This is a genomic window from Bacillus cereus group sp. MG1, from assembly GCF_040460035.1.
Classification (GTDB): Bacteria; Bacillota; Bacilli; order Bacillales; family Bacillaceae_G; genus Bacillus_A; species Bacillus_A cereus.
In genome coordinates, this window is sequence record NZ_JARVGY010000003.1 from 100,723 (window position 1) to 115,523 (window position 14,801).

A 14,801-nucleotide genomic window follows, 5' to 3' on the forward strand; every position below is an offset into this window, starting at 1 on the left:
AAAGAGACAGGGGGGCTAAGCATGACGGCGATTCACCGAATGGAGATTCCTGTACCATTTGCAGTGGAAACTGTGAATGTGTTTTTAGTTGAGGGGGAGACATTAACATTAATTGATACAGGGACGAATACAGAAGAGGCAAGGAATGCGTTAGAAAGTCAATTAGGTGCATTAGGACATACGATAGAAGATATTGAAACAGTAGTCATTACGCATCATCATGCAGATCATTGTGGACTTTTAAATATATTTTCTGAGAAGACGAATATTATTGGACATCCTTGGAATGAGCCTTGGATCACACAAAATCCAGAATTTTTAAAGCGGTATCATGAATTTTTTAGAGAGACGGCCTTACAGTTTGGTGTGCCAGCAGCATTTTTGAAAGACGAGTCGTTATTGACGACGAGGACACTTAAATATTCTTGTAATAGATCGTTAACGCATACTGTGAGAGAAGGAGATCGTATTGATTCTTTGCCTGGATTTATAGTACTTGAAACACCAGGTCATGCTTCTACTCATATTTCTTTATATAGAGAATCTGATGGAATATTAATTGGTGGAGATGCTCTCATCAGTCATATTTCTTCGAATCCAATACTAGAACCACCATATGAAGGGCAAACAGAACGGGCACGCCCATTACTACAATATAATCAAACATTACAGCGTTTAAGCGAAATGAATATTTCACGCATTTTATCAGGGCATGGGGAAGATGTTCTAAATGTGAAACAACTTATTGAAACGAGATTACAAAAGCAAGAAACACGTGCTTTTAAAGTGCTTGAGTTATTAAAGGAAAAACCAATGACAGCATTTGAAGTATGTGTAAAACTATTTCCGGTATTATATAAAGAACAATTACCACTTACTATTTCAGAAACGGTTGGACAATTGGACTATTTAGCATATAATCAACAAGTGATGATTGATGAATCATCGCAACAATTGATTTATTATGCAAAGTAGGTGACAGCAATGACAGGACGTTTACAAAATAAAGTAATCGTCATTACAGGTGCTTCTAGTGGGATTGGTGAGCAAGTTGCAATGCAAGTTGCAGCACAGGGAGCGACTCCCGTATTAATGGCTCGAACAGAAGAGAAACTACAAGCGTTAGTAGACAAAATTAAAGAAACTTATAATACGCCTTGCTATTATTATGTATTAGATGTAAGTGAAGAGATGGAAGTACAGTCTGTTTTTTCAAAGGTATTACAAGAAGTAGGACGTATTGATATATTAGTAAACAATGCGGGATTTGGTATTTTTAAAACGTTTGAAGATGCGTCAATGGATGAAGTAAAAGATATGTTCCAAGTAAATGTATTTGGATTAGTAGCATGTACGAAAGCGGTACTACCTTATATGGTAAACAAGAACGAAGGACATATTATTAATATTGCTTCCCTTGCCGGAAAAATTGCAACTCCGAAATCAAGTGCGTATGCAGCAACGAAACATGCTGTATTAGGATTTACGAATAGTTTACGCATGGAATTAGCGAATACAGATATTTATGTTACAGCAATTAATCCAGGTCCGATAGATACAAACTTTTTTGAAATAGCGGATCAATCTGGTACCTATGTAAAGAATATGGGACGTTACATGTTAAAACCAACATACGTAGCAGAACAAATCGTAAAGTCGATGCACACGAAAAAACGTGAAGTAAACTTACCGAAGTGGATGGGAATTGGACCGAAACTTTATGCTTTATTCCCAGGTTTATTTGAACGTGTAGCAGGTAAATCATTAAGTAAAAAATAGGAGGTTTCCATATGGAAATCTCCTATTTTTTTATTTTCCAGTCACATAATCGTAAACGATATCCTCAACTGCCTCGTATACATCAATTTCAGTATTTGAATGAATTATCGTTTGAATATGTTTAATTAGCATTTCCTGATCTTCTTTTGATATTGGACTGCATTGATATTGCTGAAAACTTTTTATAATCATTTTCTCAATTAATTTTTCGTTCATATTTTTTCCCGCCTGTATGTACGTATGTATTGTTTTATTGTACTTGAAGTGAAATAAAAAAACTACCATGCACTATTTTTGTATAAAAATTCGGTTGTGTGTAATGTTTTTCTAGTGAAATTAAGTTTTTTTACTTTTAAAAATTTATAAATATTTAATTGACTCTATAAATATACAATATTATAATCATACTTAATTTAAAGAATCGATTTGAGGAGGAACTTATGAAAGTCGCAATTATTGGAGCCACTGGATATGGGGGCATTGAGTTAATTCGTTTATTAGAACAACATCCATATTTTTCTATAGCATCTCTTCATTCTTTTTCACAAGTTGGTGAGTGTATAACAAATGTATATCCGCATCTTCGAAATGTCCTCGTTCATACGTTACAAGAAATTGATGTGGAGACAATAGGGAAAGAAGCAGAAATCGTATTTCTAGCAACACCAGCAGGAGTATCGGCGGAGTTAACTCCCAAGTTATTAGCAGAAGGTTTAAAAGTAATTGACCTATCTGGAGACTTTCGTATGATAGATCCTTCGTCATATGAACTGTGGTATAAAAGGCCAGCAGCGAAAGAAGAAATTCTTAGAAAAGCAGTGTATGGGTTAAGTGAATGGAAAAGGACTAAGATTCAAAAGGCAAATTTAATTGCAAACCCAGGATGTTTTGCTACAGCCACATTGCTAGCGATAGCACCGTTAGTACGTAGTAGCAGGATTGAAGAAGATTCGATTATTATTGACGCGAAATCAGGGGTATCAGGAGCAGGTAAAACACCAACAACAATGACTCATTTTCCTGAGCTATACGATAACTTACACATCTATAAAGTAAACCAGCATCAGCACGTTCCAGAGATTGAGCAAATGCTTACAGAATGGAATAGTGAGTTACAGCCAATTACATTTAGCACACATTTAATACCGATATCACGAGGAATCATGATTACACTTTATGCAAAAGTAAAACAAAAGATGGAAATAAAGCAACTTCAAAAATTGTATGAAGAAACGTATGAACAATCGCCTTTCATCCGAATTTGTACGCAAGGGAAATTTCCAAGTCCAAAAGAAGTGAGAGGCTCAAATTATTGTGATATTGGCATAGCTTACGATGAAAGAACAGAAATAGTTACGGTCGTTTCTGTTATAGACAATATGATGAAAGGCGCGGCTGGGCAAGCGATTCAAAATGCAAACATAATAGCGGGACTAGAAGAGACAACAGGTTTACAACATATGCCGCTTTATCTATAAGGGGGACATGATGATTAAAGTAGCGTCTATTACAAAATTAGAAAATGGTTCAATTGTAACGCCGAAAGGCTTTTCGGCAATTGGTACTGCAAATGGTCTGAAAAAGGATTTAGGGGCAATCGTTTGTGACGTACCAGCATCATGTGCCGCTGTGTATACAACGAATCAAATACAAGCAGCCCCTTTGCAAGTAACGAAGGATAGTATAACGGCAGAAGGGAAGTTACAAGCAATTATCGTTAATAGTGGAAATGCAAATGCTTGTACTGGAATGAAAGGATTACAAGACGCATACGAGATGCGCACATTAGGGGCGGAACATTTTGGATTGAAAGAAAATTACGTTGCAGTAGCTTCAACAGGTGTAATTGGTGTTCCGCTACCGATGGATATAATCCGAAAGGGAGTTGCAACTCTTATACCGACGAAGGAAGAAAGTGAAGCATATTCTTTTTCTGAAGCAATTTTAACGACGGATCTCATAACGAAAGAAACTTGCTATGAAATGATTATTGATGGGAAGAAAGTGACGATTGCGGGTGTTGCAAAAGGTTCAGGGATGATTCATCCGAATATGGCAACGATGCTTAGTTTTATTACGACAGATGCTCATATAGAGCATGACGTATTGCAAACGGCATTATCCCAAATTACGAATCATACATTTAATCAAATTACGGTAGATGGAGATACTTCTACGAATGATATGGTCATCGTTATGGCAAGTGGATTATCAGAAACAAGGCCGATAAATATGGAACATACAGATTGGGAAACTTTCGTATGTGCTTTACAGAAGGTATGTGAAGATTTAGCAAAAAAAATTGCGCAAGATGGTGAAGGCGCTACGAAGTTAATAGAAGTAAATGTGCTAGGAGCTCAAACGAATGAAGAGGCAAAAAAAATTGCAAAGCAAATAGTCGGTTCGAGTCTTGTGAAAACAGCAATACATGGTGAAGACCCAAACTGGGGACGAATTATTAGCAGTATTGGACAAAGTGAAGTAGCTATTAGTCCGAATACAATTGACATTACTCTTCAATCTATATTGGTATTAAAAAATAGTGAGCCTCAAACATTTTCTGAAGAAGAAATGAAAGAGAGATTACAAGAAGATGAAATAGTCATTAATGTGTACTTACACTTAGGAGAAGAGACAGGATCAGCTTGGGGCTGTGACTTAAGCTATGAATATGTGAAAATAAACGCTTGTTATCGTACATAAGGAGAGAGAAGATGAGCGAATATATTGTAGTGAAATGCGGCGGTAGTATGTTGAATCAATTAAAAGCTGTGTTTTTTGAATGTATAAAGAAATTGCAACAGAAGTATAAAGTAGTGATTGTTCATGGTGGTGGGCCAGAAATTGATGCCAAATTAAAAGATTGTAACATCAACGTAGAAAAAAGAGATGGATTACGCGTAACACCAAAAGAAGTTATGGATGTTGTTCAAATGGTGCTATGCGGAAGTACGAATAAAAAACTCGTAATGAATTTACAAAAGCATAATTTACTTGCGGTAGGTTGTTCAGGATGTGACGGCAATTTACTTCAAGTTCAACCTGTCAGTGAAGAGATAGGATATGTGGGGGAAGTAAGTTATGTAGAAACAGCCTTATTAAAAGGATTAATGAATATGGAGTATATTCCTGTTATTGCTCCAATCGGGGTAAATGGTAATGAAGTTTATAACATAAATGCGGACAATGCTGCAGCTGGGATTGCGGCTGCGTTAGGGGCAAAAGAGCTTATTTTTATTACGGATGTAGATGGAATATTACATGAAGGGAATTTGGTAAAGGAAACGGATGAATCTGAAATTGCTACTTTTATAGAAACAGGTGTTATTACAGGTGGGATGATTCCGAAAGTACAGGCGGCACTAGCATCATTAAAAATGGGAGTGCAAAAGATAAGTATTGTGAATGGTACAAAAGATTTTACTGAGGTTACGGGAGAGTGTATTGGAACGACGGTAACGAAAGGTGTGAGTATTGCATGACGAGTCATCTTTTTCAAACGTATGGCAGAAGAACTATTGAGTTTGTAAAGGGAACTGGAACGAAAGTTATTGATAATAACGGTAAGGAATATTTAGATTTCACATCAGGAATTGGCGTATGTAATTTAGGACATTGTCACCCTACTGTTCTCAAAGGTGTACAAGAGCAACTTGATGATATATGGCATATATCTAACCTGTTTACAAACAGCTTGCAAGAAGAAGTTGCGTCATTATTAACAGAAAATAGAGAATTAGATTATGTGTTTTTCTGTAATAGTGGGGCAGAGGCAAATGAAGCGGCTTTAAAGTTAGCACGTAAGCATACTGGAAAATCTCTCGTCGTAACATGCCAGCAGTCTTTTCACGGTAGAACATTTGGAACGATGAGTGCAACGGGCCAAGATAAGGTAAAAGAAGGATTTGGTCCATTACTTCCATCTTTTTTACATATCCCTTTTAACGATATTAAAGCATTAGAGGAAGTAATGAATGAAGAAGTTGCGGCGGTAATGGTAGAAGTTGTTCAAGGAGAGGGAGGAGTAATACTTGCTGATCTATCTTTTTTGAAAGAGATTGAAACATTATGTAATAAGTTCGGTTCCTTATTTATTATAGACGAAGTACAAACGGGGATAGGAAGAACTGGAACACTATTCGCTTATGAACAAGTGGGAATAGAGCCTGATATCGTTACCGTTGCAAAGGCGCTTGGGAATGGGATTCCTGTCGGAGCGATGATTGGCCGGAAAGAGCTCGGAGCGTCGTTTACTGCAGGATCACACGGTTCAACTTTTGGCGGGAATTACATCGCGATGGCTGCAGCGAAAGAAGTATTGCAAGTAAGTGAAAAACCATCGTTTTTAAAAGAAGTACAAGAAAAAGGCGAGTACGTATTAGAGAAGTTGCAAGAGGAATTACAGCATGTCGAATGTATTCAAAATATACGTGGTAAGGGGCTTATGATTGGGATTGAGTGTAAGCATGAAGTTGCAAGTTTTATAGAACAACTAGAAAACGAAGGACTTCTCGTATTACAAGCAGGTCCTAATGTGATAAGACTATTACCGCCACTCATTGTCACGAATGAAGAGTTAGAACAGGCAGTATATATAATAAAAAAAGTAGTTTGTACAAAAAACGTATCAATCATATAAGGGGGAAGTTTCATGTCAACTGTACAAGTACCGAAATTAAATACGAAAGATCTTTTAACACTAGAAGAATTAACGAAAGAAGAAATTATTTCTTTAATTGAGTTCGCTATATATTTAAAAAAGAATAAGCAAGAGCCTTTATTACAAGGCAAAATATTAGGGCTTATTTTTGATAAGCATTCAACTCGTACTCGTGTATCTTTTGAAGCAGGAATGGTACAGCTCGGGGGACATGGTATGTTTTTAAGTGGGAAAGAGATGCAAATGGGAAGAGGAGAAAGCGTTTCAGATACTGCGAAAGTATTATCGCAGTATATTGACGGGATCATGATACGTACATTCTCACACGCGGATGTAGAAGAGCTTGCAAAAGAATCGAGTATTCCTGTTATTAACGGTTTAACGGATGATCACCATCCTTGTCAAGCATTGGCAGACCTTATGACGATATACGAAGAAACAAATACATTTAAAGGAATAAAATTGGCTTACGTAGGTGACGGAAATAATGTATGTCATTCATTGTTGCTAGCGAGTGCAAAAGTCGGAATGCATATGACTGTGGCAACGCCTGTAGGGTATGAACCGAATGAAGAGATTGTAAAAAAAGCGTTAGCAATTGCCAAGGAAACAGGAGCTGAAATTGAAGTTTTGCATGATCCTGAATTAGCGGTGAATGAAGCAGATTTCATTTATACTGACGTTTGGATGAGCATGGGGCAAGAGGGCGAAGAAGAGAAGTATACTTTATTTCAACCTTACCAAATCAATAACGAACTTGTTAAGCATGCGAAGCAAACATATCGTTTCTTACACTGTTTACCTGCCCATCGTGAAGAAGAAGTAACAGGAGAAATTATAGATGGACCGCAGTCTATCGTCTTTGAGCAAGCTGGTAATCGATTGCATGCTCAAAAAGCGTTATTAGTGAGTTTATTTAAAAATGTAGAAGAGCCTTCCTAAAAGGGAGGTTTTTTTATATTAAAATGTCGGATGTATATTTGGTTAACCATTTCGATATCATTTATAATAAAAGAGAAAACTAAATTTGTTTTTCAGAGTGTGTAAGGACATACTACATATAAAAATATAGTTAAAGAGATGATGAGGGTGAAAACAACTAAGAAAACATATTCGTTTTTCCAGCGGATGTGGAGAATATTAAAGTTTCAATATTATAAGTTGCTTCGATCGCCAGAAGGCGCAAAGAAAGTATCGTTAGGGTTTGCTATAGGATTCGGCTTAGAAATGTTAGTCATTTATACGGCATCGCTCGTATATGTAATATTTTATCCAATCGTCAGGTTAGCAAAGGGATCTTTTCCTGCGGCAGTTATTGGCAATATTATTGGGAAAATATCGTTTCTCCCAGTATTTTTATTTCCGCTTGCGTATGCGCTAGGAAAAATGATTTATCCATTTCATGTACAGAAAATTCATCATGAACCATTTACGATATCGGACTTGTTTTCAAGTCACATTTTTACGATATTAAAGAGCTTATTACAAAGTGAAGTGTATGTATTAATTGGAATGACGATTTTAGGAGTTGTGTTTGGTCTCATTTCATATTTCGTTGTGCATTATTTATACGAAAAGAACCGTAAGTTACGTTTGAAGAAAAGGAAGAAACGAGTGAGAGAACCACTTGTACAATTATAAACAATGTCACATTCATTTTCTCCTTTGAATATGTTTAAGAAAAAGGAGGAGAGGATAATGTATTATTATTACGTACCTCAAGTATATCCATATGTAAATTATTATCCGGTTTATGATACGAGTAGACAATACGAATTATATCGGCAACAACAATTACAGCAATTATCACAAATACCACAATTACCAACACAACAGCCTACACAGGAAAAAAAACCATATTTAACAACATGGCCATATTCCAATGTATACTATGGTAATTATTACGAATCATAAAGCTGCTTCTATTTAGAAGCAGCTTTATACGTTTGTTTTCAAAATTAAATTTTGAATGGTTTGAAGAGAATGAATGAGCTTTTCGCGCTCTTCCTCAGATAATGTTTGGAAATTTTCTTTTAGTTTGTCTAAAATGAATTGCTGATACTGATTTACTAATAATTTCCCTTCAGCTGTTAGAGAAATTAAAATGACCCGTCGATCTTTTTCGCTATAATGACGCTCTATTAGTTCTTCTTGAATAAGTTTGTTTAATAGAGGTGTCATGTTAGGCCGTGAAATCGCTAGCCGCTTGCCGATTTCGGAAACTGCTAATGTGCCGTTTTCATGCAAAAGCAGTAATACTTGTGTATGTGATGGCGGCATATGTCTTTGAGAAGAAAATTCTCCAGGAAGCATAAATTTGCGATAAAAAAGAGGCACTAGCGAAAGAAGATGATCAACAATACGTTCCCACTCGCGTGATTCCATATAAAGGCCCCCTTCCACTATCATTGTAACAAAAAAGACATGTTATAAAAATAGAATTGTTTCATGGTCGCTTTAATATTTGTAGGATAACACTTGCTTTGTAAATGTATTGGCAATAATTGCATAGCCGTTATCATTTGGGTGTACTTGGTCAAATAATAACTCTTTTTTATCATTTGATATTAATTTGCGAATTGGTAAAACGATAGATGGTTGATTTGCTTTGGAAATGGAATAAACAGATTCATTCCAGCCATCTAAAAACATATCTGCATAACTTGCGATGGAGTCATCGAGTTGTAACGGGTTATAGAGTTCTGAGAGAATGAGTAAAGCGTCCGGATTTTGATCTCGAACTGTCTTTACAATACTTTTTATATCCGCTTCAAAATGGGCTTTTTCTTTATTTAACATTTTTATACCATCTATAACACCAACATCACGATTTAAACGAAATAAATTATTTCCTCCAATATTAATTGTAATTATATTTGCTGCTCTAATTTTTTCCTTTACATCTTCTGATTGAACTTTTTTAGCGAGACGATCTGTTGTAAGACCGTTTACCCCAAGGTTTTCTACTGTAATTGGTTTATGAATTTGTGCTTCTATTTGCTTAGAAGCTAATTCAGCAAATCCACCTTGTGTCGATCCATATCCTTTAGCGAGTGAATCACCTAATACAAGATGATAAAAAGATTCGTTTGTTTGCTTATCAATCCAATTTGGGGCAGATGTTTTTTCTGTTTTTTCTTCAGATTCATTTTGTTTTGTCTCGTCGTTCTTTTCAAAATAAGAATAAGAAATGATCAGAAGGAGGAGACAAACAATTGTTAAGATGACTTTTTTCATAAATTCATCCTCCTTGTAATTGGTAATTGTATCATATTCAGCAGTATTAGCAATGTAAGGGCATATTATATGTTTATGAAAAGTTTATAATAACTTTACAGAAAATTTGTTGAAGTTTGTCAAAAAATATTGACGATAGGAAAGAACTTTATATATGATAATGTCAGATAAGGTGAAACTTTAATGAGTGGGAGCTTTATTTCCTATTAATTGTTAGTCTTCATCAATCGGGCGTTTAAGGGGACTACTCGTTAGCGCAGGATGAAATGAAAATTGTGTCTCTAATAGAAGAAAAAAGGTATGTGGTTAGAGACAGATAGGGATTCATTTCATTATTTCTGGTAATTGTATAAGGGGGATTTTTTGTGAAAAAGTCAAAAAAAATGCTGGCTGGAGCAACTCTTGCGATTGGTGTTATAGCACCGCAAGTAATGCCAGCAACAGCTCATGCAGATGAGAACACTGGGGAGAGTACAGTTAACTTACGAATTCTAGAAACATCAGATATTCACGTTAACTTAATGAATTACGATTATTATCAAACGAAAACAGATAATAAAGTAGGTCTCGTACAAACGGCAACACTCGTTAATAAAGCACGTGAAGAAGTGAAGAACTCTGTCCTATTTGATGATGGGGATGCATTACAAGGGACACCGCTTGGAGATTATGTAGCAAATAAAATAAAAGATCAGAAGAATCGTGTGGATCCTAGTTATACACATCCATTATATCGTGTAATGAATTTAATGAAGTATGACGTCATCTCTCTTGGGAATCATGAATTTAACTACGGTTTAGATTATTTAAATAAAGTGATTGAAAAAACGGATTTCCCGGTTATTAACTCGAATGTCTATATAGATGACCATGATGGTAATGATGAGAATGACGAGCATTACTTTGATAAACCATATCATATTTTAGAGAAAGAAGTAGTGGATGAAGCAGGCCAAAAACAAATAGTGAAGATTGGTGTAATGGGATTTGTTCCACCACAAATTATGAATTGGGATAAAGCGAATTTAGAAGGAAAAGTAAAGGCAAAAGATATTGTGCAAACAGCGAAAAAATTAGTTCCGGAAATGAAGGCGCAAGGTGCGGATATTATAGTTGCACTAGCGCATTCAGGTGTTGATAAGAGTGGATACAACGAAGGAATGGAAAATTCATCGTTTTATTTAGCGACAGAAGTTCCTGGCGTAGATGCAGTATTAATGGGACATTCACATACTGAAGTGAAGGATGTATTTAATGGTGTTCCAGTTGTAATGCCTGGTGTCTTTGGAAGTAACTTAGGTATTATTGATATGCAATTGAAAAAGGTAAACGGAAAATGGGAAGTACAAAAAGACCAATCTAAGCCACAACTTCGCCCGATTGCTAATAGTAAAGGTACCCCATTAGTAGAATCTGATCAAAAATTAGTTAATGAAATTAAAGATGAGCATCAAGCGACAATCGACTATGTAAATACACCTGTAGGTAAAACGAAAGCACCAATTAATAGTTATTTTTCATTAGTACAAGATGATCCTTCCGTACAAATTGTGACAAATGCGCAAAAATGGTATGTAGAACAAGAACTTAAAAAACCAGAGTACGAAGAGATTAAAGATATTCCGGTTTTATCTGCAGGCGCACCATTTAAAGCAGGTGGCCGAAACGGTGCTACATATTATACGGATATTCCAGCTGGAACGTTAGCAATTAAAAACGTTGCAGATTTATACGTGTATCCAAATACGTTATATGCTGTAAAAGTAAATGGGGCACAAGTGAAAGAATGGCTTGAAATGTCTGCAGGTCAGTTTAATCAAATTGATCCAAAGAAAACAGAAGAACAGCCGTTAGTAAATATAGGCTATCCTACATATAACTTTGATATTTTAGATGGCTTAAAATACGAAATTGATGTAACACAACCAGCGAAATACGATAAAGATGGAAAAGTTGTAAATGCAAATACGAATCGTATTGTAAATATGACATATGAAGGTAAGCCAGTAGCTGATGATCAAAAGTTCATCGTCGCTACAAATAACTATCGTGGAAGTAGTCAAACGTTCCCAGGTGTAAGTAAAGGGGAGGTTGTATACCAATCACAAGATGAAACACGTCAAATCATTGTGAAGTATATGCAAAAAATAAAAAATATTGATCCAGCAGCTGATCAAAATTGGACGTTTAAACCGATTGTTGCAGATAAATTAAATACAACATTTGATTCTTCACCAAATGCACAAAAGTATATAAAGAAAGATGGGAACATATCATATGTTGGACCATCTGAAAATGAATTTGCTAAATATGCAATTGATATAACGAAGAAAAATGATGATAAAGAAACTGGTGAAGGAAATCCAACGACACCGCCAACAGGTGGGGGAGAAAATCCAACAACACCGCCAACAGGTAATGGAGAAAACCCAACACCACCAACAGAAGAAGGTAATAATGGTAATGAACCAAAACAAGATGGAAACAATACTGGATCTGGACAAACTACAACAGATGATCAAAATACAAAAGAAATAACAACAACTGTAAGTGAAAATAAAGAAGCTGAAAAAGATGAACGTGATTTACCGAAAACAGGTGCAAGTATTGCTTCTACAATTGGAGCGGGTCTTGCGTTTGTTGGAGCGGGATTACTTATGTTATTTAGAAGAAAGAAAGCGAATAGATAGTCGAGAAATATAAAAAGGATTACCGATTTGGTAATCCTTTTTATTATATTATGAAACTGGTACTGCTTTTTCTTTTTTCCATGAAAGACCGAATCCAGTAAAGCCGACGATAATGGTTACGACTGGACATGCTAAACAGAAGATTGCGTATGGCAGGTAATCGAATGTTGGAACGCTAAGAACGTTTGTTAAGAATACGCCACTTACACCCCATGGTACGAGTGGATTAATTACTGTACCAGCATCTTCTAATACTCGTGATAAATTACGACGTTCTAAACCGACTTCATCGTATTTATTAGCAAATGCTTGTCCTGTTAAAACGATGGATAAGTACTGCTCACCGAGTAAGAAGTTTACACCAATTGCAGTTGAAGCAGTAGAAATAATTAAGCGTGTACTAGTTTTTACGAAGCTAGAGATAATATTCATCAGCTGCGCTATAATACCCATTCCTTGTAATAATCCTCCCATACAAAGAGCTAGGAAAATAAGAGCAATTGACATCATCATACTTTGCAGGCCACCGCGAGATAATAAGCTATCAATATCTTTGATACCAGTTTTAGAAACGTAACCGTCTTGCATAATTTTTATTAAATCAGCTAAAGAAGTGCTAGGTTTAAAAATAAAGAGAATAATAATCCCTACCACAATTCCTGCAAGTAATGTTGGAACTGCGGGTACCTTTTTAAATGCGAATAGGAACAGTAATAAAATAGGAATCAGTGTAACGATAGAAATCGTTGCATTTTTTTCTAATGTGTTAATAAATGCTGAGAAATCAACGTTTCCACCAGATCCGCTTCCTAAAATGAAAAATGCGATAAAAGCAATAATGAAAGCTGGCACTGTTGTCCAAAGCATGTTACGAATATGTTCAAATAAATCTACACCCGTTACAGCAGGCGCTAAGTTTGTTGTATCAGATAAAGGAGACATTTTATCTCCGAAGAATGCCCCAGAAATAATTGCCCCAGCAATAAGAGCTGGATCGTATCCAAGGGCAGTACCCATTCCCATAAAGGCAAGTCCTACAGTTGCAGCAGTTGTAAATGCACTACCGATACTCGTTCCAACAATTGCACAAACAACAAAAACAGTTGGAACGAAAATTTTTGGAGATACAAGTTGGAAGCCGTATACCATTAAAGTTGGAATAGTTCCAGCTGCGATCCAAATGCTAATTAATACGCCTACAAGTAAGAAAATAAATATAGATGGAATACCAGCTGAAATACTACTTATCATTCCTTTTTCCATAGTAGACCAATCAATTTTTTTCATAAATCCAAACGCTAATAAAAGAACGATGCCAAATAAAATCGGGATGTGTGGTGAAACTTCTAATTTGATAACACTAAAGCCAATGCAGAAAAAGATAAAAATTGTTAAAAGAACAGACTCAATTTTTGAAACCATTGTTTTCCCCTCCTAAGTAATGTGAAATAGCTCTTTTTTATATAAAATTCGCCAATATTGTATATTTCCTTCTAAAATTTAGAATTTTGTGACAAATTACCGGTAATTGTTAGTTCTTCTATATGATGCGGAAATGATTGGATAAAAAAACGTCCCTGCATATAATTATGCAGGGACGAAGAAATCGCGGTACCACCCTAGCTTGTGAAATGAATGTATCACAAAATAAAGGGTCATATGATATGCGCTTATAAAATAAAAAACGCCCCTGCAATATATGCAGGGACGAAAAATTCGCGGTACCACCCTAAATTGTGAAACAGTGTCGTTTCACCACTCTTTAGACATAACGGTCTATAACCGTCCTTCACTACTCCTCACGTTTCGTAAAAGAAGCTCCAGGGGGTAATTCATAATTCGCTCTGTACTGGTTCGCACCGACCACCAGCTCTCTGAAATCAGAAATCGAAATACTACTAAATCCTATCAACGCCGATTCATATGATGTTAGTTAAATTTTTATCATATTTTCATCTTACATGTCAATAAAAATATTAAATGTTTTTTTAGGGAAATAAAGGATAATTGTTTTTAACGCTGTAAAAATGTACGTTATAATGAATTTGAAAGGGGGAGGAAAGAGTGAAGAAAAAAATAATTCTTTTTACCACTTTATTAGTTATTGGAGGAAGTGCTGGAATTTACACAGCTTTTGCGGCTGAATCAGAGCAGTTGAAACAAAAGCAAATACAACAGTCAGAAGTGAAGAAAGCGAAAGAAGCTGAAGAGAAGAAATCAATGGAAAAAGCAGCAGAGAAACTAGGAGTTTCTACTGAGGGGAAAACAAAAGAAGAGGTTACGAAAGAAGTAAATACCGCTAGGTTTGATAAGCGTCATGATTTATTAATTGAACACGCTAAACAACTTGGAATTGATACAGAGGGGAAAAAAGATGAAGAAATTATTTTAGAAATTGGAAAGATACAGCATGGAAAGTAGAACAACTTATCATA

15 protein-coding genes and 1 other annotated feature are annotated in these 14,801 nt (G+C 35.7%); of the genes, 11 read left to right on the top strand and 4 right to left on the bottom strand.

Going from position 1 to position 14,801, the window contains the following annotated elements; all coding sequences use genetic code 11:
• Positions 1-21 precede the first annotated feature (21 nt).
• Positions 22-975, top strand: coding sequence for an MBL fold metallo-hydrolase (locus QCI79_RS30400; RefSeq protein WP_000125118.1), 954 nt, complete (start codon positions 22-24; stop codon positions 973-975).
• A 9-nt stretch (positions 976-984) separates the two neighbouring features.
• Entirely contained in the window at positions 985-1,779 is a 795-nt protein-coding gene (locus QCI79_RS30405) for an SDR family NAD(P)-dependent oxidoreductase (protein ID WP_000147791.1), read from the top strand.
• A gap of 30 nt (positions 1,780-1,809) precedes the next feature.
• Here the strand turns inward: QCI79_RS30405 and QCI79_RS30410 are convergent, their stop codons facing one another.
• Positions 1,810-1,995, bottom strand: a complete 186-nt coding sequence (locus QCI79_RS30410; protein ID WP_001003219.1) for a YqzH family protein — start codon at positions 1,993-1,995, stop codon at positions 1,810-1,812.
• Positions 1,996-2,219: 224 nt separating this feature from the next.
• On the opposite strand from QCI79_RS30410, the gene argC reads away from it, so the two are divergent.
• The 7 genes from argC (at position 2,220) to QCI79_RS30445 (ending at position 8,353) form a co-directional block, all read left to right on the top strand.
• Positions 2,220-3,257, top strand: a complete 1,038-nt coding sequence (gene argC, locus QCI79_RS30415; protein ID WP_000861253.1) for an N-acetyl-gamma-glutamyl-phosphate reductase — start codon at positions 2,220-2,222, stop codon at positions 3,255-3,257.
• A 10-nt stretch (positions 3,258-3,267) separates the two neighbouring features.
• Positions 3,268-4,482, top strand: coding sequence for a bifunctional glutamate N-acetyltransferase/amino-acid acetyltransferase ArgJ (argJ, locus tag QCI79_RS30420; protein WP_000598375.1), 1,215 nt, complete (start codon positions 3,268-3,270; stop codon positions 4,480-4,482).
• Positions 4,483-4,493: 11 nt separating this feature from the next.
• Positions 4,494-5,261 (top strand): acetylglutamate kinase, encoded by a 768-nt coding sequence (gene argB / locus QCI79_RS30425; protein ID WP_000006080.1) that lies wholly within the window; start codon positions 4,494-4,496, stop codon positions 5,259-5,261.
• Entirely contained in the window at positions 5,258-6,418 is a 1,161-nt protein-coding gene (locus tag QCI79_RS30430; RefSeq protein WP_000200557.1) for an acetylornithine transaminase, read from the top strand. The genes argB and QCI79_RS30430 overlap by 4 nt, the downstream gene beginning before the upstream one ends.
• 12 nt (positions 6,419-6,430) lie before the next feature.
• A complete protein-coding gene (gene argF / locus QCI79_RS30435; RefSeq protein WP_000108852.1) occupies positions 6,431-7,381 on the top strand; it encodes an ornithine carbamoyltransferase in 951 nt (316 codons plus the stop codon).
• A gap of 138 nt (positions 7,382-7,519) precedes the next feature.
• The gene (locus tag QCI79_RS30440; protein ID WP_002005691.1) at positions 7,520-8,080 is read left to right on the top strand and encodes a DUF2062 domain-containing protein; all 561 of its coding nucleotides are present in this window, start codon (positions 7,520-7,522) and stop codon (positions 8,078-8,080) included.
• A 57-nt stretch (positions 8,081-8,137) separates the two neighbouring features.
• Complete coding sequence (locus QCI79_RS30445) at positions 8,138-8,353, top strand: hypothetical protein (RefSeq protein WP_000291957.1); 216 nt, start codon at positions 8,138-8,140, stop codon at positions 8,351-8,353.
• A 24-nt stretch (positions 8,354-8,377) separates the two neighbouring features.
• Here QCI79_RS30445 and QCI79_RS30450 read toward each other — a convergent pair whose 3' ends face one another.
• Both QCI79_RS30450 and QCI79_RS30455 read right to left on the bottom strand, forming a co-directional pair.
• Complete coding sequence (locus tag QCI79_RS30450) at positions 8,378-8,824, bottom strand: MarR family winged helix-turn-helix transcriptional regulator (RefSeq protein ID WP_000445819.1); 447 nt, start codon at positions 8,822-8,824, stop codon at positions 8,378-8,380.
• A gap of 72 nt (positions 8,825-8,896) precedes the next feature.
• Positions 8,897-9,676 carry a GDSL-type esterase/lipase family protein gene (locus QCI79_RS30455; protein ID WP_000755850.1) on the bottom strand — a complete coding sequence of 260 codons (780 nt, stop codon included), beginning with the start codon at positions 9,674-9,676 and terminating at the stop codon, positions 8,897-8,899.
• 365 nt (positions 9,677-10,041) lie between these two features.
• On the opposite strand from QCI79_RS30455, the gene cpdB reads away from it, so the two are divergent.
• Positions 10,042-12,366 carry a bifunctional 2',3'-cyclic-nucleotide 2'-phosphodiesterase/3'-nucleotidase gene (cpdB, locus tag QCI79_RS30460; RefSeq protein ID WP_021728428.1) on the top strand — a complete coding sequence of 775 codons (2,325 nt, stop codon included), beginning with the start codon at positions 10,042-10,044 and terminating at the stop codon, positions 12,364-12,366.
• Positions 12,367-12,414: 48 nt separating this feature from the next.
• Here cpdB and nhaC read toward each other — a convergent pair whose 3' ends face one another.
• On the bottom strand, positions 12,415-13,788 hold the full coding sequence (gene nhaC / locus QCI79_RS30465; RefSeq protein ID WP_000253716.1) for a Na+/H+ antiporter NhaC: 1,374 nt from the start codon (positions 13,786-13,788) through the stop codon (positions 12,415-12,417).
• A gap of 278 nt (positions 13,789-14,066) precedes the next feature.
• Positions 14,067-14,287 (bottom strand) — a binding site (T-box leader).
• Between the two features lie 143 nt (positions 14,288-14,430).
• Between nhaC and QCI79_RS30470 the strand changes: the two genes are divergently transcribed.
• The gene (locus QCI79_RS30470; RefSeq protein WP_000726899.1) at positions 14,431-14,787 is read left to right on the top strand and encodes a hypothetical protein; all 357 of its coding nucleotides are present in this window, start codon (positions 14,431-14,433) and stop codon (positions 14,785-14,787) included.
• Positions 14,788-14,801 lie beyond the last annotated feature (14 nt).